The sequence below is a fragment of the Methylophaga sp. genome (assembly GCF_009711715.1).
In the GTDB taxonomy this organism is placed as follows: Bacteria; Pseudomonadota; Gammaproteobacteria; order Nitrosococcales; family Methylophagaceae; genus Methylophaga.
Genome location: NZ_VENF01000009.1, coordinates 105131 through 128306, shown reverse-complemented (window position 1 = coordinate 128306; position 23176 = coordinate 105131). Strand labels below are relative to the sequence as shown.

General features: G+C 52.7%; 21 protein-coding genes. 5 read left to right on the top strand and 16 right to left on the bottom strand.

The window, feature by feature from the left end:
* Window positions 1-11 precede the first annotated feature (11 nt).
* From FH755_RS06890 to FH755_RS06880, 3 genes are all read left to right on the top strand, one after another.
* Window positions 12-374, top strand: a complete 363-nt coding sequence (locus FH755_RS06890; protein ID WP_292439919.1) for a hypothetical protein — start codon at window positions 12-14, stop codon at window positions 372-374.
* Window positions 375-379: 5 nt separating this feature from the next.
* Window positions 380-1093, top strand: coding sequence for an SDR family NAD(P)-dependent oxidoreductase (locus FH755_RS06885; protein WP_292439918.1), 714 nt, complete (start codon window positions 380-382; stop codon window positions 1091-1093).
* A 122-nt stretch (window positions 1094-1215) separates the two neighbouring features.
* The gene (locus FH755_RS06880; RefSeq protein ID WP_292439917.1) at window positions 1216-2139 is read left to right on the top strand and encodes a GGDEF domain-containing protein; all 924 of its coding nucleotides are present in this window, start codon (window positions 1216-1218) and stop codon (window positions 2137-2139) included.
* Between the two features lie 16 nt (window positions 2140-2155).
* On the opposite strand, the gene rluB is transcribed toward FH755_RS06880, so the two are convergent.
* The 12 genes from rluB to FH755_RS06820 form a co-directional block, all read right to left on the bottom strand.
* Window positions 2156-3046 (bottom strand): 23S rRNA pseudouridine(2605) synthase RluB, encoded by an 891-nt coding sequence (rluB, locus tag FH755_RS06875; RefSeq protein WP_292439915.1) that lies wholly within the window; start codon window positions 3044-3046, stop codon window positions 2156-2158.
* Between the two features lie 6 nt (window positions 3047-3052).
* On the bottom strand, window positions 3053-4270 hold the full coding sequence (locus FH755_RS06870) for a tryptophan--tRNA ligase (RefSeq protein ID WP_292439914.1): 1218 nt from the start codon (window positions 4268-4270) through the stop codon (window positions 3053-3055).
* 31 nt (window positions 4271-4301) lie between these two features.
* A complete protein-coding gene (locus FH755_RS06865) occupies window positions 4302-4982 on the bottom strand; it encodes a site-2 protease family protein (RefSeq protein ID WP_292439913.1) in 681 nt (226 codons plus the stop codon).
* Window positions 4975-6249 carry a serine--tRNA ligase gene (serS, locus tag FH755_RS06860; protein ID WP_292439912.1) on the bottom strand — a complete coding sequence of 425 codons (1275 nt, stop codon included), beginning with the start codon at window positions 6247-6249 and terminating at the stop codon, window positions 4975-4977. Before serS ends, FH755_RS06865 begins: the two co-directional genes overlap by 8 nt.
* A gap of 7 nt (window positions 6250-6256) precedes the next feature.
* A complete protein-coding gene (locus tag FH755_RS06855) occupies window positions 6257-6556 on the bottom strand; it encodes a DUF190 domain-containing protein (protein ID WP_292439911.1) in 300 nt (99 codons plus the stop codon).
* Window positions 6553-6927 (bottom strand): fluoride efflux transporter CrcB, encoded by a 375-nt coding sequence (gene crcB / locus FH755_RS06850; RefSeq protein ID WP_292439910.1) that lies wholly within the window; start codon window positions 6925-6927, stop codon window positions 6553-6555. Before crcB ends, FH755_RS06855 begins: the two co-directional genes overlap by 4 nt.
* Before the next feature lie 118 nt (window positions 6928-7045).
* On the bottom strand, window positions 7046-8116 hold the full coding sequence (gene fba, locus FH755_RS06845) for a class II fructose-bisphosphate aldolase (protein WP_292439908.1): 1071 nt from the start codon (window positions 8114-8116) through the stop codon (window positions 7046-7048).
* Window positions 8117-8435: 319 nt separating this feature from the next.
* A complete protein-coding gene (gene pyk, locus FH755_RS06840) occupies window positions 8436-9902 on the bottom strand; it encodes a pyruvate kinase (protein WP_292439907.1) in 1467 nt (488 codons plus the stop codon).
* Window positions 9903-9918: 16 nt separating this feature from the next.
* A complete protein-coding gene (locus FH755_RS06835) occupies window positions 9919-11109 on the bottom strand; it encodes a phosphoglycerate kinase (protein WP_292439906.1) in 1191 nt (396 codons plus the stop codon).
* Window positions 11110-11230: 121 nt separating this feature from the next.
* Window positions 11231-12229 carry a type I glyceraldehyde-3-phosphate dehydrogenase gene (gene gap / locus FH755_RS06830; protein ID WP_292439904.1) on the bottom strand — a complete coding sequence of 333 codons (999 nt, stop codon included), beginning with the start codon at window positions 12227-12229 and terminating at the stop codon, window positions 11231-11233.
* A gap of 146 nt (window positions 12230-12375) precedes the next feature.
* Complete coding sequence (gene tkt / locus FH755_RS06825) at window positions 12376-14364, bottom strand: transketolase (protein ID WP_292439901.1); 1989 nt, start codon at window positions 14362-14364, stop codon at window positions 12376-12378.
* A 26-nt stretch (window positions 14365-14390) separates the two neighbouring features.
* The gene (locus tag FH755_RS06820; RefSeq protein ID WP_292439899.1) at window positions 14391-14945 is read right to left on the bottom strand and encodes a thioredoxin family protein; all 555 of its coding nucleotides are present in this window, start codon (window positions 14943-14945) and stop codon (window positions 14391-14393) included.
* Window positions 14946-15325: 380 nt separating this feature from the next.
* On the opposite strand from FH755_RS06820, the gene mrcB reads away from it, so the two are divergent.
* Window positions 15326-17689: a penicillin-binding protein 1B gene (mrcB, locus tag FH755_RS06815; RefSeq protein WP_292439898.1), complete on the top strand. Its 2364-nt coding sequence runs from the start codon at window positions 15326-15328 to the stop codon at window positions 17687-17689.
* A 9-nt stretch (window positions 17690-17698) separates the two neighbouring features.
* Window positions 17699-18274, top strand: coding sequence for a tetratricopeptide repeat protein (locus FH755_RS06810; protein ID WP_292439897.1), 576 nt, complete (start codon window positions 17699-17701; stop codon window positions 18272-18274).
* A gap of 70 nt (window positions 18275-18344) precedes the next feature.
* On the opposite strand, the gene dapB is transcribed toward FH755_RS06810, so the two are convergent.
* The 4 genes from dapB to grpE all read right to left on the bottom strand — a co-directional run bounded on the left by dapB (window position 18345) and on the right by grpE (window position 23144).
* Entirely contained in the window at window positions 18345-19154 is an 810-nt protein-coding gene (gene dapB, locus FH755_RS06805; protein WP_292439895.1) for a 4-hydroxy-tetrahydrodipicolinate reductase, read from the bottom strand.
* Window positions 19155-19328: 174 nt separating this feature from the next.
* Window positions 19329-20444: a molecular chaperone DnaJ gene (gene dnaJ / locus FH755_RS06800; protein WP_292439893.1), complete on the bottom strand. Its 1116-nt coding sequence runs from the start codon at window positions 20442-20444 to the stop codon at window positions 19329-19331.
* Window positions 20445-20584: 140 nt separating this feature from the next.
* The gene (gene dnaK, locus FH755_RS06795) at window positions 20585-22498 is read right to left on the bottom strand and encodes a molecular chaperone DnaK (protein ID WP_292439890.1); all 1914 of its coding nucleotides are present in this window, start codon (window positions 22496-22498) and stop codon (window positions 20585-20587) included.
* A gap of 94 nt (window positions 22499-22592) precedes the next feature.
* Window positions 22593-23144, bottom strand: a complete 552-nt coding sequence (gene grpE / locus FH755_RS06790; RefSeq protein ID WP_292439888.1) for a nucleotide exchange factor GrpE — start codon at window positions 23142-23144, stop codon at window positions 22593-22595.
* Window positions 23145-23176: the final 32 nt, after the last annotated feature.

Sequence of the window (23176 nt, the reverse complement as noted above, 5' to 3'; positions counted from 1 at the left end):
TAGGGAATGCCATGTTGAATCATATTCGTTTGATGTTTATCGCTCTGTTTATGGGTGTCTTTCTGATTGCCTGCGGTGATGACAGCGCTCAGCAGGATGCGGCTGAAGAGTCTGCAGCACCATCTGAAATGACCTCGGAAGAAACAGCCACTGAGACTGAAGAAGCTGCAACAGCAGAAGAAGAAACCGATTCTGTTGAAGGCATGACAGAAGAGGAAGCGATTGCCAAATGGGGTGAGCCTGACGTGACTCAAACCCGCACCATCGATACTTTGACTATCACTCATCATGAGTGGCACGGCGAAGATGGTACAACAGCAGTTCAATTCCAGAACGGTGTCGCCCAATTCAGCCAGTTCATCCCGGCTGAATAAGCTGCATGTCGGATTATGCTGAGGCTGACAAGCTCAGAGATCGTGTTATTCTGATTACCGGTGCCGCTCGCGGCATCGGTGCCTCAGTAGCTCAGGCCTGTGCCGCCAAGGGTGCAACGGTCGTTTTGCTCGATAAACACATTCCTGGGCTTGAGTCAGTTTACGATGACATCATTGCGTCAGGTGCGCCTACACCGGCGATTTATCCGCTGGATCTGAAAGGCGCTTCGGTGCCTGACTATCAACAACTGGCAAACACCCTTGAATCTCAGTTCGGTCGGCTTGACGGCCTGGTTCACTGCGCCGCCACGCTCGGTCAACTGGCGCCGGTGGAACATCAGGACAGTAAGACCTGGCTGGAAACCCTGCACATCAATCTGACCGGTGCTTATCTGCTCACCCGGGCCTGCTTAACGATGCTGAAAAAACAGGCCGGCAGCTGCTTGATTTTCAGCACAGATGCACACAAGCATAAAGCCTATTGGGGCGCATACGGTATTAGTAAAGCCGCCATTGAAGCTTTGGCGGCACAACTTGCTGAAGAGTCCGAAGCACAGGGCAACCTCAAGGTTCACTGTATCGAACCCGGTAGCGTTCAGACTGAACTCTTTGCACGGGCATTTCCCGCCACCGATCCTGGCGCACTGCCCAAACCGGAGCAGGTAGCTCCCCGCTATATCGACTTAATCTGTGAAGCAGATCACAGACAAGCAACCTGAAACTTGATCTCAGCAATCTGTCAAAACACTGACGTCAAGATATAGCCTATTGTTTTAAATGACTTTTTAACAGCTGGCACAAATATCGCTTATAACACTTACCACCTGTAAGGATAAGTGTTATGGAACAGCAACTACCCAACAATCACAGCAAGCTGAACCTGATCGATGGCGGACTGACGGCTGCGCCGAAACCGATTGCTAATGACAGCACTTTAGTTGCTGATGACATTGTCGCTCGCTTACCGGGTATTTTGCAGACCACGCTGATACTGGAAGAGCTGTTGCCCCTGTTCGAAAAACAACTACGTCAGGTCATGCACTTCGACAGCTTTCATTACCAGCACCTGGCGCTCAACTGTCATATCGACAGTGACAGTCAGCGTCATCATCGCTGCCATTACAAGCTCGATATGAATGGACAGTACCTGGGCGACCTGACGCTGACACGCCGCCACAAATTTACCGAGAAGCAAATTGCGCTGCTGGAAGATTTGCTGTGTCAGCTGGTTTATCCCTTACGTAATTGCCTGCTTTATAAGCAGGCGCTGAACACGGCCCTGCTTGATGATCTGACCGGACTGGGTAATCGCGCATCCTATGAAAAAAGCCTGCAGCGGGAGATTGACTTAGCGCAGCGTCAGCAGTCTGACCTCTCGCTGATTATTCTCGATATTGATAATTTCAAGGCGATCAATGATGCCTACGGCCACAGTAGCGGTGACCGCGCACTGAAAACCCTGGCAGAAACTATCAGCCAGACCATGCGTCGCAGTGATATGGCATTCCGTTTCGGTGGCGAGGAGTTTGTGCTGCTGCTCAGTAACACCAATCTTGAAGCCGCAGCCATTGTGGCAGAACGGCTTCGGCTTGCTGTTGCTGAGACCCTGTGTCATGACGGTAAACGCGGCTTTGGTTTCACCATCAGCCTCGGAATCGCACAGCTGAATGCCGGCGAGCATGACTATCACCTGTTTGAGCGAGCCGATATGGCACTCTACCAGGCAAAACAAACCGGTCGTAATGCGTCGGTCAGTGCGCCATAGTGGTCAGCTGTAAAACTCAGCGGCCGCGGATACGGGGCCGTCGCTTGGGCTTATCTTCGCTACTCGTTTTGCCTTTGTAGGGTGATGCAGCCGATTTAGGCGCTGTAGAACGGCGTTTATCTGTCTTCTGCGACTTCTTCGCAGCCGTAGCCGGCTTTTTGACTGAAACTGGCTTCATACCTGCCTGTTCATAGAGATAATCCAGGTCGCCGCCTTCCAGCTTGGTCCAGTGACCGATACGCAGGTTATTGGGCATGATAATCGGACCGTACCGTACCCGCATCAGCCGGCTGACCTGTACCCCCTGACTTTCCCACAAGCGCCGGACTTCACGGTTACGACCTTCCTGAATCACCACATGGAACCATTTATTGGCCCCCTCACCGCCGGCTTCCTGAATATCGTTGAATTTAGCCTCACCGTCGTCCAGCATGACGCCATCACGCAGATTCTGCATGATCTCCGGTGTCACTTCCCCCAGTACCCTCACCGCGTATTCACGGTCCATTTCATTGGCCGGGTGCATCAGGCGGTTGGCAAGCTCGCCATCGGTGGTCAGAATGATCAGACCACTGGTATTAAGGTCCAGTCGGCCGACACTGACCCAGCGGCCTTCTTCAGGCTTGGGCAGGGATTGAAAAATCGTGCGGCGTCCTTCCGGATCGCGACGGGTACATACTTCGCCTATCGGCTTATTGTAGAGAATGACCTGCTTCGGCTGTTGCCACAGTCGTTTTGGCGACAGTGGTTTATTATCCAGGCGCAGTCGATCCCCTTCACTGATCTGGTCACCAAGACTGGCGGTTTCACCATTGCGGCTGACCCGTCCTTCTTTGATCCAGGTCTCTATCTGCCGACGTGAGCCATAACCGGCTCGGGCCAGGACTTTTTGTATACGTTCTGCCATATCTATCTACTTGTAGTTAAGTCCCATTGCGACTCTGACCTCGGCCAGTGTCTCCTGCGCCACTTCCCGGGCTGCAGCAGTGCCATCGTCAATAATGCGTCGCACATCTTCCGGATGCTCACTGAGGTCATTGGCGCGCTCGCGGATAGGGCGTATTTCAGCGCTGATAGCATCAATCAACGGGCTTTTACAATCCAGACAGCCGATACCAGCAGTTCGACACCCTTCCTGCACCCACTGTTTCTGATCATCGCTGGCATAGACTTCATGCAACTGCCAGACCGGGCAACGATCCGGGTCACCGGGGTCACTGCGGCGCACGCGATTGGTATCGGTCGGCATCCGCTTGATTTTCTCTGCCAGCGAATCCTCGGGCTCACGCAGAGAAATGGTATTGCCATAGGATTTGGACATTTTCTGACCATCCAGCCCCGGCATTTTGGAAGCCGGTGTCAGCATCGCCCTGGGTTCGGGCAGGATCACCTTGCCTGCCCCTTCCAGGAAACCGAACAGACGCTCCATATCCCCCAGTGCCAGATTCTGCTGGTTTTTCAGCAGTTCCCGTGCCGTCGCCAGTGCTTCAGCATCTCCTTTTTCCTGATAAGACTTGCGTAGGCTATTGTATAGTTTGGCGTTTTTCTTACCCATTTTCTTGATCGCGGCTTCGGCTTTTTCCTCAAAGTCTTTTTCGCGACCGTAGAGGTGATTAAAGCGGCGGGCGACTTCGCGAGTCAGCTCGACATGGGCGACCTGATCTTCACCGACCGGCACCTGACCGGCACGGTAAATCAGAATATCGGCACTCTGCAGCAGGGGATAACCCAGAAAACCATAAGTCGACAGGTCTTTTTCCTTGAGCTTTTCCTGCTGGTCCTTGTATGTTGGTACCCGCTCCAGCCAGGACAGCGGCGTTATCATCGACAGCAGCAGATGCAGCTCGGCATGTTCAGGGACTTTCGACTGTAAAAACATCGAGGCAGATGAGGGTTCAATACCCGCCGCTAACCAGTCAATCACCATTTCCCAGACACTTTCTTCGATGATACCGCTGTCTTCATAGTGCGTCGTTAACGCATGCCAGTCGGCGACGAAAAAGAAACAATCGAATTCATGTTGCAGTTTGACCCAGTTCTTCAGTACACCATGATAATGTCCCAGGTGCAGTTGTCCGGTAGGACGCATGCCTGAAACAATTCGTCGTGACTGTAAAGCTACCGTATCCAAAGTGATCTCCCGATATTGGTAATCAATGTATCTATAAAATGGTGTTAAAAATTTGCGGTGGCAAATTAAAAAGCCAGGCCAGCGTATTCAGCATCCCGCCTACCAGCGGCCATAAAATAAGTCCCAGCAAACCGAAAAACAACAAGCCCAGCAGGATGAAAAAACCATAAGGTTCCAGTCGGCTGACCTGCCAGCTCAACGGCCCCGGTAACACACTGACTAATACGCGACCGCCATCCAGCGGTGGTAACGGCAACAGATTCAGCATCATCAGCATGGCATTAATCAGAATGCCGGCCACGCCCATAAACATCATCGGTTCACCGATAACATTACCGGTCTGAGTCAGATAAAGACCCACTTTAGCGACCAGGGACCAGATCAAGGCCATTACCAGATTAGCCATCGGGCCTGCCAGTGCGACCCAGGCCATATGCGCTTTCGGTTTGCGCAGATTCTGAAAGGTCACCGGTACCGGCTTCGCCCAGCCAAAGACGATGCCACCCAACAGCAGCAATACGCCCGGCACCACTATCGTACCAATCGGATCCACATGCTTGATCGGGTTGAGCGTCAGCCGTCCCATCATCTGAGCGGTACGGTCACCGAGTTTCAACGCCACCCAGCCATGCGCCACTTCATGCACGGTAATCGCAAACAGCACCGGAATCGCCCAGATAATGATCTTCTGGACCAGACTGAATTCAAGCACGGATGATTTCCTGACCGCCCAGATACGATCTTAATGCAGCAGGGATAGCGATTGAACCATCAGCCTGTTGATGATTTTCCATCAGTGCCAGTAGCGTGCGGCCCACGGCCAGTCCAGAGCCGTTCAGGGTATGCACCAGCTCCGGCTTGCCGGTTTCCGGGTTACGCCAGCGGGCCTGCAGACGACGTGCCTGGAAGTCACCGAAGTTACTGCAGGAGGAGATCTCTCGGTAGGTCTGCTGACTGGGTAGCCAGACTTCCAGATCGTAGGTTTTGGTGGAGGAAAAGCCCAAATCACCGGTGCACAGATTCACTTTTCGGTAAGGCAGCTCCAGCAACTGCAGAATCTTTTCAGCATGCGCCGTCAGTTCTTCGTGCGCCGCCATGCTGTCCTGTGGTTTCACTATCTGTACCAGCTCCACTTTCTCAAACTGATGCTGACGGATGAGACCACGGACATCCCGGCCGTGCGAACCCGCTTCACTGCGGAAACAGGGGGTATGAGCGACAAATTTTAACGGCAGCGCCGCATCTTCGCTGATAGTGTCCCGGACAATATTGGTGACTGGCACTTCCGCAGTCGGGATCAGATAAAACTCGCCGTCATCGACCTTGAACAGGTCGGCTTCAAACTTGGGCAGCTGGCCGGTGCCTTTCAACGACTCGGCATTGACCAGGTAAGGCACATAGGTTTCGGTATAGCCATGCTGCTCACTATGGGTATCGAGCATAAACTGGGTCAGTGCCCGTTGCAGTCTGGCCAGCGGTCCCTGCAGCGTGACAAAACGGGCAGCACTGATTTTAGCCGCCGTTTCGAAGTCCATGCCGTTAAGCGCAGCGCCCAGATCAACATGATCTTTGGCTTCAAAATCAAACTGCCTTGGTTCGCCCCAACGGGAGACTTCCTCATTCTCGGTTTCGTCTTTACCGGCCGGCACATCGGCCTGCGGCAGATTGGGAATTCCTAACGCCACCTCATTCAGCTTGTCCAGCACCTCGGCAAGACGGGCTTCAGCCGCTTTATGGCGATCACCCAAATCCTCAATTTCCTTGAGTAGGGGGGCAATATCTTCGCCGGCTGCCTTGGCTTTACCGATATTTTTGGAACGGGCATTGCGCTCTGTCTGTAGCTCCTGCGCTTCCAGTTGGGCCTGTTTGCGTTCCTGCTCCAGTTGCGACAGCAATGCCAGGTCGAGCTCAAATCCTCGACGCTTCAATTGTGCCGCGACCTGCTCTGCTTCGTTTCTTAGTAACTTTGGATCTAACATCTTATTTTCAAATTCCAGATTGTGCGGGCCAGCTGATGACAAGCTCTGGCTTCACCAAATCTCCCAGTTTTTCAATCGTTTCTTTTACGCGCTCGGGCTCATCAAAAAATTCAATGATGATAGGCAACTCGGAGGAAAGAGCCAGCAGCGATGCCTTATGCAGGCGATGATCACTGCCCAGACCCGCAACGCCTTTGAACACGGTGAATCCCCGGACCCGGATATCCACCAGCCGCGTAATGATTTTGTTGACGTCGTCTCTACCCTCAACAAGATAGACTCTCACCATCGTCACAGTCTGACTCATAACTGTCTTCCTATTCCCAAACCGACCCAGGTTGCCAGCAGGCAAGCACTGACGCTGAGGAACACATTCACCAGTGCCTTGGCCCAGTCACCGCTCTCCATCAAGGCCAGGGTTTCGAAAGAGAAAGAGGAGAAGGTGGTAAACGCGCCCAGGACGCCAAATAAAATGCCCGACCTCAGTTCAATCGAGCTGATTTGCCGCTCGACCAGCATGATGAATAAAAAGCCCATCAACAGCGAACCGAGCACGTTAACAGTTAATGTGCCATAGGGAAAGTCCTTACCCAACACACGGTGGACACCAGTGGAAACCATAAATCTCAGCACTGATCCCGCCGCGCCGCCTATCGCAATCGCTAATAGCTGCTGCACCCGTCCATTCCCGTAACCAAAAGCGATAGTTTACCGCATTCGGGCATTGTGCTCGCAACTGATTGGTTTGAGGCAAAAAAGGCGGCATGAAGCCGCCTTTTTCGTATCACCCCTGCGATCAGGACAACACCGGTTTCAGTTCACCGCTCTGATAGCGTTCCACCATTTTGGCCAGCGGAATCGGCTTGATTTTGCCGGCGTGACCGGCACTGCCAAAAGCTTCATAACGAGCCTGACAGATTGCCTGCATGGCGTCGGTGGAAGCCTTGAGGAACTTACGCGGGTCGAAAACCGGCTTGTTCTTTTCATCAGTCATAAACTGGCGAATCGCGCCGGTTGAGGCCATACGCAGATCCGTATCGATGTTGACCTTACGGACACCGGATTTGATGCCTTCCGCAATTTCTTCAACCGGCACCCCATAGGTCTGACCGATATCCCCGCCATGCGTATTGATGATTTCTAGCCATTCCTGTGGTACCGAACTGGAGCCGTGCATCACAAAATGGGTGTTGGGTAGTTTCTTTCTGAGCTCTTTGATGCGGTCGATAGCCAGAATTTCACCGGTCGGCGGCCTGGTAAACTTATAAGCCCCGTGGCTGGTGCCAATCGCCACAGCCAGCGCATCGACTTCGGTACGTTTAACAAAGTCCACCGCTTCATCCGGATCCGTCAGCAGTTTGCTGTGATCCAGTTTACTATCGGCACCGTGACCGTCTTCTTCTCCCATCATGCCTGACTCCAGTGAGCCGAGGCAGCCCAGTTCACCTTCCACTGACACGCCACAGGCATGCGCCATATCCACCACTTCACGGGTCACGCGCACGTTGTATTCATATTCAGCGGGCGTTTTCATATCTTCCTGCAACGAGCCGTCCATCATCACCGAACTGAAGCCAGATTGTATCGAACGGGCACAGACACCAGGGGAGGCACCGTGATCCTGATGCAGCACGATCGGAATATCGGGATAGGCTTCCAGTGCTGCCAGTATTAAATGCCGCAGAAACGGTTCACCGGCGTAACTTCTGGCCCCGGCACTGGCCTGCATGATAACCGGGCTATCTGCCGCCACGGCGGCCTGCATGATCGCGTGGACCTGCTCCATGTTGTTGACATTGAAAGAGGGCACGCCGAATTCATGCTCCGCCGCGTAATCGAGTAATTGACGCAATGATATGAGAGCCATAATTCCCCTCCTCTAGGGTTTGTTTATCTTTCATCTCCACCACTGCTGGACGCTATTTTTGTGTCCGGCAAGGCGGAAAGCGCGCATTGTAGCCATTCTACATGAGCGTCTCACAAATAGGTTCCAGACCCATTTGAACAGCAACGCTGGCCGTGAAACGGCGAAATAGTCTCAGCCCTGCGGGTTGAAGCTGAAAAGCGTCACCCTGCGCTGCAAAGTGCTTATGTAGGGTGGCGACACTTCATACTTTACGCCTTTTTGACACTTTTTCAGTCACAACCGAGGCGGAGATGAAGAGTAAATAAGCCCTGATACTGAGTTATTCGCAGCTTTGACCATTGATCCGGGGTTCGACCATATCACCGACACGCACCAGTTTCAGTGCATTGGTGCTGCCCTGAACCTCCAGATCGCCTTTTGTAATAATAACTATATCACCATCACTGACGACACCGCGACGCTCAAGCTCATCAATGATTTCGCGATTCAATGCGGCATGATCATTATGCTGCCGCGCGAAGATAATGGGATAAACACCCCGGTAAAGCGTGACCCGGCGTGCTGTCTTTTCATGCGGCGTCAGTGCAAAAATCGGAATACCGGAGCTTATCCGCGACATCCATAACACGGTTGAGCCGGACTCGGTCAGCGCCGCGATGGTTTTGACATTGAGATGATTCGCCAGATACATGGCGCCCATCGCAATCGCCTCATCCATCGCCTGAAAACTGGAATCGATCCGATGACGTGAAACCCGAATCTCCCGCTCCTGTTCTGCCTGCAGACAGATACGATGCATCGCCGCAATCGTTTTGATTGGGTTTTTACCGACGGCCGTCTCACCGGATAACATCACAGCATCAGTTCCATCCAGCACCGCATTCGCGACATCAAACACTTCGGCGCGGGTCGGGATCGAGTTCTGTATCATCGACTCCATCATCTGGGTAGCCGTGATGGTGACCCGGTTCATGCGCCTTGCAAGCCCAATGATACGTTTCTGTATCGGCGGCAGGGCTGCATCTCCCATCTCCACGCCCAAATCGCCGCGCGCCACCATAATGACATCCGCCGCCTCGATAATCTCCTCAATGGCATCAACTGCCTCGGCCCGTTCAATCTTGGCAACTATCGCCGCATGACCGCCAGCTTCATTCAGCAAACGCCGTGCTTCGTGAATATCCTCGGCCGAACGCGGGAAAGAGACAGCCAGGTAATCGGCTTCCATTCTGGCGGCAGTGATGATGTCCTGCCGGTCCTTATCGGTTAAGGCCGCAGCCGATAAGCCACCGCCCTGTCGGTTGATGCCTTTATTATTTGACAACACGCCACCGTTAATGACCCGGGTCATGATTCGCCGATCATTGATGCCTTCCACCCGCAGCACAATCCTGCCGTCATCCAGCAGCAGAATATCGTCAGCGCTGACATCGTCTGGCAGCGCCTTGTAATCAATACCGACCTGGCTGTCATCACCATCCTGACTGCCAAGCCCGGCATCTAAAACGAAACTGTCACCGTCTTTAAGTTCAACCGCCCCTTGTCTGAAACGGGCAATACGAATTTTAGGCCCCTGCAGATCGGCGAGAATGCCGACCGGTTTGTGGCAGATACGGGCGCGCTCACGCACCCGCTCGGCCAGATGAATGTGATCTGCCGGGTCGCCATGTGAGAAGTTCAGCCGGACCACGTTCATACCGGCTTCAAACATGGCATCTAATGTGTCGGGGCGCTGTGTGGCCGGCCCCAGAGTCGCAACAATTTTTGTTCGTCTAATGGCCGTCACATGAACTCCTTGTTAATTAAGTGGATTCGGCGGCGCGCTGCTCCAGAATTTCAACAGCGGGCAGCGTTTTACCTTCCAGAAACTCGAGGAAGGCACCGCCACCGGTGGAAATATAGGAAATATCATCACAGATTTTGTACTTGGCGACCGCTGCCAAAGTATCGCCGCCGCCGGCGATGGAAAAGGCATCAGATTCAGCAATTGCCATCGCGATTTCCTTAGTGCCCTCACCGAACTGGTTAAATTCGAACACCCCGACCGGTCCGTTCCAGACAATGGTGCCGGCATTTTTGAGGATTTCCGCCAGCTTTTCGGCTGTTTTAGGACCAATATCAAAAATCATATCATCGTCCTCGACCTCTTCCACTTTCTTGGTCTCGGCCTCGGCATTTTCAGCAAACTTTTTACCACACACGACATCGGTCGGCACCGGAATATCGCCACCGCGGGACTGAGCTTCACTGCGCAGCTTGCGGCAGGTATCAAGAAATTCTTTTTCATACAATGAATTCCCGACATTAAAGCCTTCCGCCGCGATAAAGGTATTGGCGATACCGCCACCGACAATCAGTTGGTCGACTTTGGTTGACAGGCTTTCAAGCACGCTGAGCTTGGTCGAGACCTTGGATCCGCCGACAATGGCAACCATCGGCCGCGCCGGGTTATCCAGTGCTTTGCCCAATGCGTCCAGTTCGGCGGCCAGCAGAGGGCCGGCGCAGGCAACGGGGGCATATTTGGCTACGCCATGGGTCGAGGCCTGGGCGCGATGCGCAGTGCCAAAAGCATCCATAACAAACACATCACACATTTGTGCCATACGCCGTGACAGGGCTTCGTCGTTTTTCTTTTCGCCGATATTGAAACGAACATTCTCACACAGCACGACTTCACCCGGCTCTACCGGTATAAAGTCCGGTTCCAGCCAGTTCTGCTCCAGCCTGACCGGCTGATCCAGCAATGCTGACAGGTAATTGGCTACCGGTGCCATCGAGTACTGATGGACGTATTCACCTTCGGTCGGCCGCCCCAGGTGCGACATAATCATCACCCGGGCCCCTTTCTCCAGTGCCATTTTGATGGTCGGCAGAGAAGCATGAATCCGGGTACCGTCTGCCACGACACCTTTTTTCAGCGGAACATTAAGATCCTGGCGGATCAATACACGTTTGCCGGCCAGGTCCAAATCAGCCATCTTGATTATGGACATGAAATTTCCCTCTCAAATTTTTTGTATCTTCCCCAAGTATAGGTCTTTGCCGATAGCTTGGGCATAAAAAAGGCCTCCCGCAGGGGCAGGAAGCCTTTTTGGCTTAATTTACGGTATGGACTTAACCAGCCACATGTTGCACAAGACGCATCATATTGCAGGTATAGCCGTATTCATTGTCGTACCAGGCAACCACTTTGATAAATGTCCCATCCAGTGCAATACCGGCACCGGCATCAAAAATAGACGGTGCTGTACAGCCTCTGAAGTCGGTAGAGACAACACTTTCATCAGTATAGGCGAGAACCCCTTTCAACTCTCCGGCTGAGGCGTCACGCATCGCCTGGCAGATAGCCTCGTAATCTGCCTCTTTTTCCAGTTCCACGGTCAAATCAACCACAGACACATCAGAGGTCGGTACACGGAAGGCCATACCGGTCAGTTTACCGTTCAGATCCGGCAGCACTTTGCCGACGGCTTTCGCCGCACCGGTAGAGGACGGAATAATATTTTCCAGAATACCACGGCCACCACGCCAGTCTTTCATCGACGGCCCATCAACAGTTTTCTGTGTCGCTGTGGCGGCATGGACGGTGGTCATCAGGCCGCGTTTAATGCCGAAGCGGTCATGCAGTACTTTGGACACCGGCGCCAGTGCATTGGTGGTACAGGACGCGGCAGAAACAATCGCTTCACCCTGATAACTCTTGTGATTGACGCCGTAAACAAACATTGGTGTGTGATCTTTGGATGGCGCTGACTGCACCACTTTTCTGGCGCCGGCATCAATATGGGCCTGGCAACTCTCTTCAGTCAGGAAAAAACCGGTACATTCAATCACCAGTTCGGCACCGACTTCATCCCATTTCAGATCGGCAGGGTTGCGCTCGGCGGTGACGCGGATGGTTTTACCATTCACAACCAGATGACCGTCTTTAACTTCGACATCACCGTCGAAGCGACCATGGACCGAATCATATTTGAGCATGTAAGCAAGATATTCGGGGTCCAGCAAATCGTTAATCGCCACCACTTCGATATCTCTGAAGTCTTTAGCTGCAGCCCGGAAAGCCATCCGGCCGATACGGCCAAACCCGTTAATACCGACTTTAATCGTCATGCTTTTTCCTCTTTAAGATTCATTAACTGTCTAAAAACTAAAAACTCGTGCACAAGGATTTACTGTTTAGACTTTAAAGTCTCAGACGAAAAAAAACCAGCGGGCTTTAAGCCCGCTGGTCATTTTTTTGCTGTTAAATAATACCTTTACAGGGTTTCTTTAACCGTTTTAACCACGTTCTCGACGGTAAAGCCGAAGTACTTGAACAGGTCGCCACCCGGTGCAGACTCACCAAAGGTGTCGATACCGACAGTACCGCCTTCCAGACCGACATACTTACGCCAGAAGTCAGTGACACCGGCTTCGATAGAAACGCGTTTCACGCCCGGCGTCAGAACGCTGTCTTTGTAAGCCTGAGACTGGCGATCAAAGACGTTGGTTGATGGCATGGAGACAACGCGTGCCTTGATGCCTTCGCCTTTCAGTGCTTCTTTGGCCTGTACAGCCAGATCCAGTTCAGAGCCAGTAGCGATCAGGATAACGTCAGCATTGCCGCCGTCAGCTTCGGACAGCACGTAGCCGCCTTTACGAATGGCTTCAAAATCTGCCTTGTCATGGGTACGACCCGGCACGCCCTGACGGCTGAATACCAAGCTGCTTGGGCCGTCCATGCGTTCAATGGCAGCCACCCAGGCTACAGCAACCTCGGTTGAATCACCCGGACGCCAGACATCCATGTTTGGAATGTAACGCAGACCGGCAGACTGTTCGATCGGTTGGTGAGTTGGACCATCTTCACCCTGACCGATAGAGTCATGGGTCAGAACTGCGATTGTGCGCTGTTTCATCAGCGCCGCCATACGCAACGCATTTTTGGCATAGTCAGAGAACATGTGGAAAGTACCACCGAATGGCAGCAAACCACCATGCAGTGCCATACCGTTCATGATGGCAAACATACCGAACTCACGGACACCGTAAGAAATGTAGTTGCCAGGCTCTTTACCAGATACGTGTTTGAAGCTCGGGCAGCTGGTCAGGTTTGAACCAGTCAGGTCAGCAGAACCACCCAGGAATTCAGGCAGGGTTGGTGCCAGTGCAGTGATGACGTTTTGTGATGCTTTACGAGTCGCCACGCTTTCTGCTTTGTCGTTCATGTCAGCGATCATCTTGTCAGTGACATTTTTCCAGTCAGCTGGCAGTTCACCGGCCATGCGACGTTTGAATTCAGCAGCCAGCTCCGGATATTCCTTCTCATAGGCAGCGAATTTTTCGTTCCAGGCGGCTTCAGCTTCAGCACCTTTGGCTTTCGCATCCCAACCTTCATAAACGTCTTCAGGAATCACAAACGGCTCATATTCCCAACCCAGTTCTTTACGGGTCAGTGCGACTTCGTCTTCACCCAATGCGGCGCCGTGGCAGTCATGGCTTGCACATTTGTTTGGTGAACCGTAACCAATGATGGTTTTGCAGCAAATCAAAGAAGGCTTGTCTTTAACTTTCTTCGCTTCTTCAATCGCTTTGTTGATGGCGTCAGCGTCGTGACCGTCAACAGATTGCACGTGCCAGCCGTATGCTTCAAAACGCTTAACGGTGTCATCGGTATACCAGCCGTCGATATGACCGTCGATAGAGATGTTGTTGTCATCCCAGAATGCGATCAGGTTACCCAGACCCCAGGTACCAGCCAGTGCGCAGGCTTCATGGGAAATACCTTCCATCAGGCAGCCATCGCCCATGAAGACATAGGTGTGGTGATTAACGATGTCATGACCCGGTTTGTTGAACTGGTCAGCCATCAGTTTTTCTGCCATCGCGAAACCGACACCATTGGTGATGCCTTGACCCAGAGGACCAGTAGTGGTTTCTACGCCTGGTGCATAACCGTATTCAGGGTGGCCGGCACATTGCGAGTGCAGCTGACGGAAGGTTTTGATTGAATCCATTGGCAAATCGTAACCGGTCAGGTGCAGCAATGAATAAATCAACATAGAACCGTGGCCGTTAGACAGGATAAAGCGATCACGGTCAGCCCATTTCGGGTTGTTAGGGTTGTGCTTGAGGTGGTCGTTCCACAGGACTTCGGCGATATCCGCCATCCCCATTGGCGCACCCGGGTGACCAGAATTCGCCTTTTGTACTGCATCCATACTCAGGGCACGGATTGCATTAGCTAAATGTCTACGTGTAGCCATTTTCTACATTCTCCTATTAAAAAAAATTAAGCCGCCCGCCACTTGATCGAGCAACCCATACTAGGTATCTGATTTTCAGGGCCATGGCCTGTTTCAGCCACCTGCTTCATTGCTTCAAACAGGTCCCGTCTGACATCCGGTTCGGCCGCTTGTTTACGGCTGGCATCCAGACGACCGCGGTATTGCAACTGCAGGTCTTTGTTATAACCAAAAAAATCAGGCGTGCAGACAGCCCCGTATGCCTGGGCAACCTGCTGCGATTCATCATATAAATAAGGAAAGGAAAACCCTTGCTGCTTTGCAACCTTTTTCATGTTATCGAACGAGTCTTCCGGGTACTCTTCAACATCATTAGCCATGATGGCAACTGAATTGATGCCATACTGTTTCAGTTCGTTGGTATCGCGTACCAACCTGTCAATCACAGCCTGAACGTAGGGGCAATGATTGCAGATGAACATAATCAGCAGACCATTTTCACCGCGACAGTCATCCAAAGTCCAGATTTTGCCGTCGGTTCCCGGCAGCGAAAAATCAATGGCTGGCTGACCGAAGTCACAAACTGGTGTTTCTAAAGCCATAAACGCTCACTTCAGTTGCATTTTCTCGCAGTTTCAGGTGAAAAATTTTTACGCATGAAACCCGTTCGGAGTTCTGCATATTACCAGACAATTTCGATAATGCGAAATCAGGCTGCCACCTGAGTTCAACTGGCGCAGGTTCTTGTATAAGGTCAAAAAACCGGACTTGGAAGAGGAGCGCAAAGGAGGATAAATAACATCGATTGATCCTGCTGTTGCCAGCAAAAAAAAACCAGCTCAAGCATAATAGGCAACTTATGCGGATTGACACGCAATCCAGTCAATAACCGGATGCTGGAAACTGATTAACAGAAATCATTACCTGAGTGCTTTAGTCTCAATGGACTGTTGCTCCCTGACCCGGATACACCGAATCGTTTATGGCCCGTAAAAAAACGACTAAAACTACCAATCGCAAACCTGTGAAACGCCGCAGCCGTTCTGCATCACGTAAAAACAACCGCGGTTTTATCAGTAAAGCAACGCTGTTTAAAATCCTGTTCACACTGCTGGTACTGGTGGGCTTACTGCTGCTGTTTCTGGATGTGCAGATCCGCCAGCAGTTTGAAGGTAAACGCTGGGCAGTACCGGCCAAAGTCTATGCGCGTCCACTCGAACTGTATGCCGGCTCCCCTCTATCGATTGAAGATCTGAAAGTCGAACTGCGCGGCCTGGGTTACCAGTTTGTCAGCCGGGCATCAAAACCGGGACAGGCAGCCTTTTCATCATCACGTGCCATTATTTCGACCCGGGGTTTTAATTTTACCGATGGCAGAGAACCGGCTCGCCGGCTGGTGCTCGACTTTAATAATGAAGTCCTGACCGGCATCAGCGATGCTCAGGGCAATGAACTGGCTTTGCTGCGACTGGAACCGGTGCTTATCGGCGGCATTTATCCACTCAACAATGAAGACCGTGATCTGATTCAGCTACAGGATGCCCCCCCCGAGCTGATTGATGCCCTGATCGCGATTGAAGATCGGGACTTTTATCAACACCACGGCATATCCCCCAAGGGCATTGCCCGTGCCATGCTCGCCAATATCAAGGCCGGTGCTTTTGTTCAGGGCGGCAGTACGCTGACCCAGCAATTGATCAAAAACTTCTACCTGACTTCTGACCGCACGCTGATCCGCAAACTGCTGGAAATGCCAATGGCCATGCTGCTGGAATTGCATTACAGCAAAGACGAAATTCTGGAGGCTTATCTCAATGAAGTCTATCTGGGTCAGGACGGTGCCCGTGCCATTCATGGTTTCGGTCTTGGTGCCCATTACTTTTTCGGCCAGCCGATACAGGAGCTGAAACTGCACCAGGTCGCCTTACTGGCCGGCATGGTCAAGGGCCCTTCTTATTTCGACCCTCGCCGCCATCCGCAACGGGCCACTCAACGACGTAATCTGGTTTTGCGAGTGCTTCATGAGCAGGGTGAAATTACGCAGGAACAATACCAGCAGGCGACTACTGCCGGTTTAGATGTGGTCAGAAAGGGCACCTTGCTGAAAGAGGCTTACCCGGCCTTTCTGGATCTGGTAAAACGACAACTGAGACGGCATTACCGGGACGAGGATCTGAGTTCAGAAGGTTTGCGTGTCTTCACCAGCCTGGATCCGATTGTGCAAAAAGAAGCCGAGCAGGCACTGACAGAAACCATCCGCCAACTGGAGCAGGGTTACCAGAAGGTCGACAAACTGCAGGGCAGCATGGTGGTCACCGACCCGCAAACCGGTGAAGTATTATCGGTCATCGGCGATCGGAATACCCGATATAAAGGCTTTAACCGCGCACTCGATTCAAAGCGACCCATCGGTTCGCTGGTCAAACCGGCTGTTTACCTGACGGCACTGGAGCAGGGTTATACGCTGAGCACGCGGCTTGATGACTCCCCCTATTCCCTGTCTCTGCCCAATGGTCAAACCTGGAAACCGCAAAATTTTGATAAACAGTCTCACAGTGAAGTCACGCTGATTGAAGGCCTGACCCATTCCTATAATATTTCCACGGCCCGACTGGGTATGGCTGTGGGCCTGGATAATGTGATCGACACCATGGTCAGACTCGGTGTCAGACGTGATCTGGATCCTTATCCCTCTCTATTACTGGGTGCCCAGGGACTTTCGCCGCTTGAAGTCGCGACGATGTACCAGACCATTGCCGCCAATGGCTTCCAGATGCCGGCCAGAGCGATTCGTACTGTCACCGACAGCGAAGGCAAGGCCTTGTCGAGTTACCCGTTCCAACTCAAGCAAACCGTAGCCACAGAAGATATTTATCTGCTCCAGACCGCCATGCAGCAAGTCACACGCCGTGGTACCGCCGCCAGCATTTATCGCACTTTACCCGGTAATATCAATGTCGCAGGCAAGACTGGTACTTCCGATGATCAGCGCGACAGCTGGTTTGCCGGTTTCAGTAATAACCGCCTTGCCGTTGTCTGGCTGGGTCAGGATGATAATTCACCACTGCCGTTTACCGGCTCCGGTGGCGCCCTGCAGGCCTGGACTCAGTTTATGGCCAGTCAGCCACTGGAGAGTTTCCAGGCACCGGTACCGGAAAATATTGAATGGCTTTGGGTGAACGAGGACAATGGTTATCTCTCTGCCGCACAATGCGAAAATGCCAGGCAGTTGCCGTTTATTCGCGGGACTGCGCCGCAACAGACGGCAGACTGCTATCTCAAACCAGGCGAACAGGACGATCCTGTGAGCCGCTCGATTGACTGGATCAAGGACTGGTTTCGGTAAGGAATAATTATGCAATTATTAACCCCTCGACTGCTGCTGACAGGTCTATTAGCTGCCATGATGGCCGGCTGTAGTATCGCGCCATCGCAAGCCCCGAGAGCGCCGGTGGAAGATCGAAGCGCTGAGGCCGAAGCAAAGCCGGAACCCAGCCCTACCCCAGAGGAAGCGCCGTCTGAACCCGCTGTCGCCACGCCACTGCCTGATTCCGGGCCGGCAGCGACGCCAAGTCCATCCCAGGCTCCAGCGACACAGCCACGGACGCAACAAAGTCCGGCCGTGCTGGCGCTACTCAGTGATGCAGAGCAATCCCGCAGTGCTGGTGATTACCGCGCAGCACAGGGCAGTCTGCAACGGGCACAACGGATCGCTCCCAGAGACCCGGAAGTTTATTACTCCCTGGCTGTGACCCACATGGAACTGGAAGATTTTGATCTCGCTGAGCAGGTGGCTCTGAAAGGCGTTTCGGTCGCTCAGGGCAATGCATACCAGTTGCGGCGTCTGTGGCAACTGATTGCCAAAATCCGCTTGCGCTCCGGCGACCCGGAAGGTTCACGCCAGGCTGAACAGAAAGCCGACAGTTACTGAAGCCTTATCTCCAGGCATAAAAAAGACCGGTTGACCGGCCTTTTTTGATCCTGCTTTACTGCGCTTGCGCTCAGTTCTTCAGTCCCAGCACGTCCTGCATATCGAACAAGCCCTTGTCGTGCTGCATCAGCCATTTGGAAGCGCGCATGGCACCGAAGGCAAAGGTCATGCGGCTGGACGCTTTGTGGGTGATTTCAACCCGCTCGCCTTCAGCGGCAAACATTACGGTGTGGTCGCCGACAATATCACCGGCGCGCACAGTGGCAAAACCGATAGTATTGCGATCACGTTCACCGGTGCGGCCTTCGCGGCCATAGATCGCACATTGTTTCAGATCTCGACCCAAAGCGTCGGCAACAACCTCACCCATGCGAAGGGCGGTGCCGGAAGGGGCATCGACTTTATGCCGGTGGTGGGCTTCAACGATTTCAATATCGACATCATCACCCAAAACGCGTGCCGCCAGATCCAGCAGTTTCAGAGACAGATTGACGCCAACACTCATATTCGGCGCCAGAATCACAGACACCTTCTCCGCAGCCTCAGAAATAGCTTGCTTCTGGATATCGTCAAAACCGGTGGTACCAATGACCGGACGACATTGATTGGCAACACAATGTGGCAGCAGCGCCATGGTGACTTCCGGCAGGGTGAAGTCGATAATAATGTCAGAGACCTGTGTGGCTGCTTCCACATCACTCGTGACATCGACATTCAGTCTACCTACCCCAGCCAGTTCACCGGCATCAGCCCCAATCAGCGAAGAATCAGCCCGATCAATGGCCGCACTCAGTTCCAGGCCCTCAGTTTGCTCGACTGCCTGAATCAGGCAGCGACCCATACGGCCGGCAGCCCCATTGATCGCAATCTTGATTGTCATTTGCCTTCCTTATATTTCTTTTCGCACATTATTTGTGGGTTGAACTGAACTTATTAAACCCAACAAGCCGTGTTAAAGCCATTTGTTGGGTTTCGTTTCTCAACCCAACCTACGGTTTGTTCCAGAACGGCAAGTATCCTCATCCTGAGTCCTCACCGCAAGCCGGCAGCGGATTCACTCAAAAAAGCGTTTGACCGCATCCAGCCAAGAAGAATGTTTCGGGCTGTGCTTGTCGCCGCCGCCCTTGATATCTTCCTCAAACTGTTCCAGCAATTCTTTCTGCTTTTTCGACAGCTTCACCGGCGTTTCGATAATGACGCGGCATAACAGGTCACCGGTCGGGCCACCACGGACAGAGGTCACGCCTTTGCCACGCATCCGGAATTGCTGGCCGGTCTGTGTGCCTTCCGGAATCTTGAGGCTGGCTTTGCCTTCCAGCGTTGGCACTTCGACCTCACCGCCCAGCGCCGCTATGGCAAAACTCAACGGCACGTCACAGAACAGGTTGGTGCCGTCACGGGTAAAGACATCATGCCGTTTGACCGCGACCTCCACAAACAGGTCACCGGCTGGCGCGCCATGCAGACCCGCTTCGCCTTCACCTTCGAGTCGAATGCGATCACCGGTATCAACACCGGCAGGCACTTTCACCTGCAGGGTTTTATGTTCCTGAACCAGGCCTTCACCGTGACAGTCAGGACAAGGGTCTTTGATCATCTTGCCTGTGCCGCGGCAGTGAGGACAAGCTTGCTGCATGGTAAAGAAGCCCTGCTGGATACGGACCTGACCATGACCACCACAGGTGGTACAGGTAACTGGTTCGGTCCCTTTCCTGGCACCACTGCCGTCACAGGTTTCGCATTCGACATTCACCGGAATCCGGATCTTGGCCGTGGTACCGGCCACAGCCTCTTCCAGAGACAATTCCAGACGGTAACGCAGATCCGCACCACGGAAAGCCTGTTGACGGCCACCACCGGCACCAAAAATGTCATTAAAGACATCACCGAAAATATCGCTGAAACCACCGGCGCCGCCACGGCCGAAACCGCCGCCCATGGACTGATCGACGCCATCGTGACCAAACTGGTCATAAGCCGCGCGTTTCTGGCTGTCGGCTAAAATTTCGTAGGCTTCTTTAGCTTCCTTGAATTTGGTTTCTGATTCGGCATCATCCGGATTACGATCCGGGTGATACTTCATCGCCATGCGACGGTAGGCTTTTTTGATTTCGGCCTCGGTCGCCGTTCGCGAGATACCCAAAATCTCGTAATAGTCTCTTCTGGCCATGCTTCTTGTTTTCCCCAAAACAACAAAACAGGCGCCGGTCCGACCAGACGCCTGTTTGTCTTGTTAGTCCTGTCCGGCAATGATGAGGCTTACATGGGTAAACATCGCATTGTCCCCATCATCAGGCCGGACTCACAGGATTATTTCTTCTTGTCGTCGTCGACTTCTTCGAACTCGGCATCGACAACATCGTCGCCTGACTGCGCACTGTCAGCGGCACCTTCACCGGCTTCCGCGTTTTCAGCATAAGCGCGCTCGGCCAGTTTGGCAGAGGCTTCGCTCAGCGCGTTAGTTTTGGCTTCGATATCGTCTTTGTCTTCGCCCTTGATCGCTGCCTGCAGCGCTTCCACTGCAGACTCGATATTAGCTTTCTCGTCGGCTTCGACTTTATCGCCCAAATCTTTCAGCGACTTGGTGGTCGCGTGAATCAGGGCATCAGCCTGGTTACGTGCCGTGACCAACTCGTGGAATCGTTTGTCTTCCTCGGCATGGGCTTCGGCATCTTTCACCATTTGCTCGACTTCTTCATCACTCAGACCGCTGGAAGCCTTGATCACGATCGACTGTTCCTTGCCGGTTGCCTTGTCTTTGGCAGACACATGCAGAATACCGTTGGCGTCGATATTGAAAGTCACTTCAATCTGCGGCACGCCCCGTGGTGCCGGCGGAATATCAGCCAGGTCAAAACGGCCCAGAGATTTGTTGGCCGAGGCCATTTCACGCTCACCCTGCAGCACATGGATGGTTACCGCGGGCTGATTATCTTCAGCAGTGGAGAACACCTGATTCGCCTTGGTCGGGATGGTGGTGTTTTTCTCAACCAGTTTGGTCATCACACCGCCCATGGTTTCGATACCCAGGCTCAGCGGGGTCACGTCAAGCAACAATACGTCTTTGACATCACCGGCCAATACGGCTGCCTGGATAGAAGCTCCCAGGGCAACAGCTTCGTCCGGATTGACATCTTTACGCGGTTCTTTGCCGAACATGTTTTTAACCGCTTCCTGCACTTTCGGCATGCGGGTCTGACCACCAACCAGGATGACATCGTCAATTTCTGAGGTCGACAGGCCAGCATCTTTCAATGCCATTTTGCAGGGTTCCATACTGCGGGTAATCAGGTCTTCAACCAGCGATTCCAGCTTGGCACGGGTCAGACGGATTTCCATATGTTTGGGACCGCTTTGATCGGCCGTAATGTACGGCAGATTGATATCGGTTTGCTGACTTGAGGACAGCTCTATCTTGGCTTTTTCTGCCGCATCTTTCAGACGTTGCAGCGCCAGTGGATCTTTAGCTAGATCAACGCCCTGATCTTTCTTGAACTCATCAACGAGGTAATCAATGATACGTTGGTCAAAGTCTTCACCACCAAGGAAAGTATCACCATTGGTCGCCAGAACTTCGAACTGGTGCTCGCCTTCGATGTCGGCAATCTCGATAATTGAGACGTCGAAAGTACCACCACCCAGGTCATAAACCACCACGGTAGAATCACCGCGTTTTTTGTCCATGCCGTAGGCCAGGGCTGCAGCAGTCGGTTCGTTGATGATACGTTTGACTTCCAGACCAGCAATTTTACCGGCGTCTTTAGTCGCCTGACGCTGAGAATCGTTGAAGTAAGCCGGAACGGTCACCACCGCTTCGGTGACTTCTTCACCGAGGAATTCTTCCGCGGTTTTCTTCATTTTCATCAGAACCCGGGCAGAAATTTCAGGCGGTGCCATTTTCTTGTCATTGACAGACACCCAGGCATCGCCGTTGTCGGCTTCAATGATCTTGTAAGGAACCATGTCGATATCGCGCTGAACGACTTTTTCTTTGAACTTACGGCCGATCAGTCGTTTGATACCGTACAAGGTGTTTTTGGGATTGGTCACGGCCTGACGTTTGGCAGATTGACCAACCAGCACTTCGTTGTCCTTAGTAAAGGCAACGATAGACGGTGTGGTGCGATCGCCTTCACTATTCTCAATCACACGTGCTTTGCCGTCTTCCATTACTGCGACACAGGAATTGGTCGTTCCCAGGTCGATACCAATAATTTTACCCATAGTTAAACTCCATCATTCTTATCTGTTGCTGGCTTTATCAGCCTATGTTCGTTTATTTGGGGGACAATTCAGCAATTTCAAGTCCCCGACCGATTTATTGCGAGACCACGACCATTGCCGGGCGGATTACGCGGCCATTAAAGGCATAGCCCTTTTGCATCACACTGATGACCTGGTTGGATTCGACCCCATCAGCAGGCTGCATTGACACGGCCTGGTGCAGGTCCGGGTTAAAGGCTTCACCTTCGGGATTAATCTGCTCGAGCCCCAGTTTGCCAATGTTGCCAAGCAGCATTTTCAGGGTCATATCCATGCCTTCACGCACGGTTTCCAGCGTTGCCTCATCCTTGTGTGCTGCGCTCAGACCCAATTCCAGGCTGTCGCAGATAGGCAAGAGTTCGGCAATGAACTTGTCCAGTGCGTGTTTATGCGCATTTTCCAGGTCACGGGCATGACGACGACGCATGTTTTCCATATCAGCCCGGGCCATTAACAGCTCATTCCAGTGCTCATCGGCTTTATTACGTGCATCTTCAAGCAGCTTGGCCGTATCCTGTTCTGCTTCCGGCTGGGCTTGTTGTTCTGAATCGTTGGCCGTTTCCTGTTCCTGATTGTCTTCAGGCTTTTCGATTTCTTCGTTGCTCATGAGTCATCATTCCGGTTTGCTTGTAACAGAAC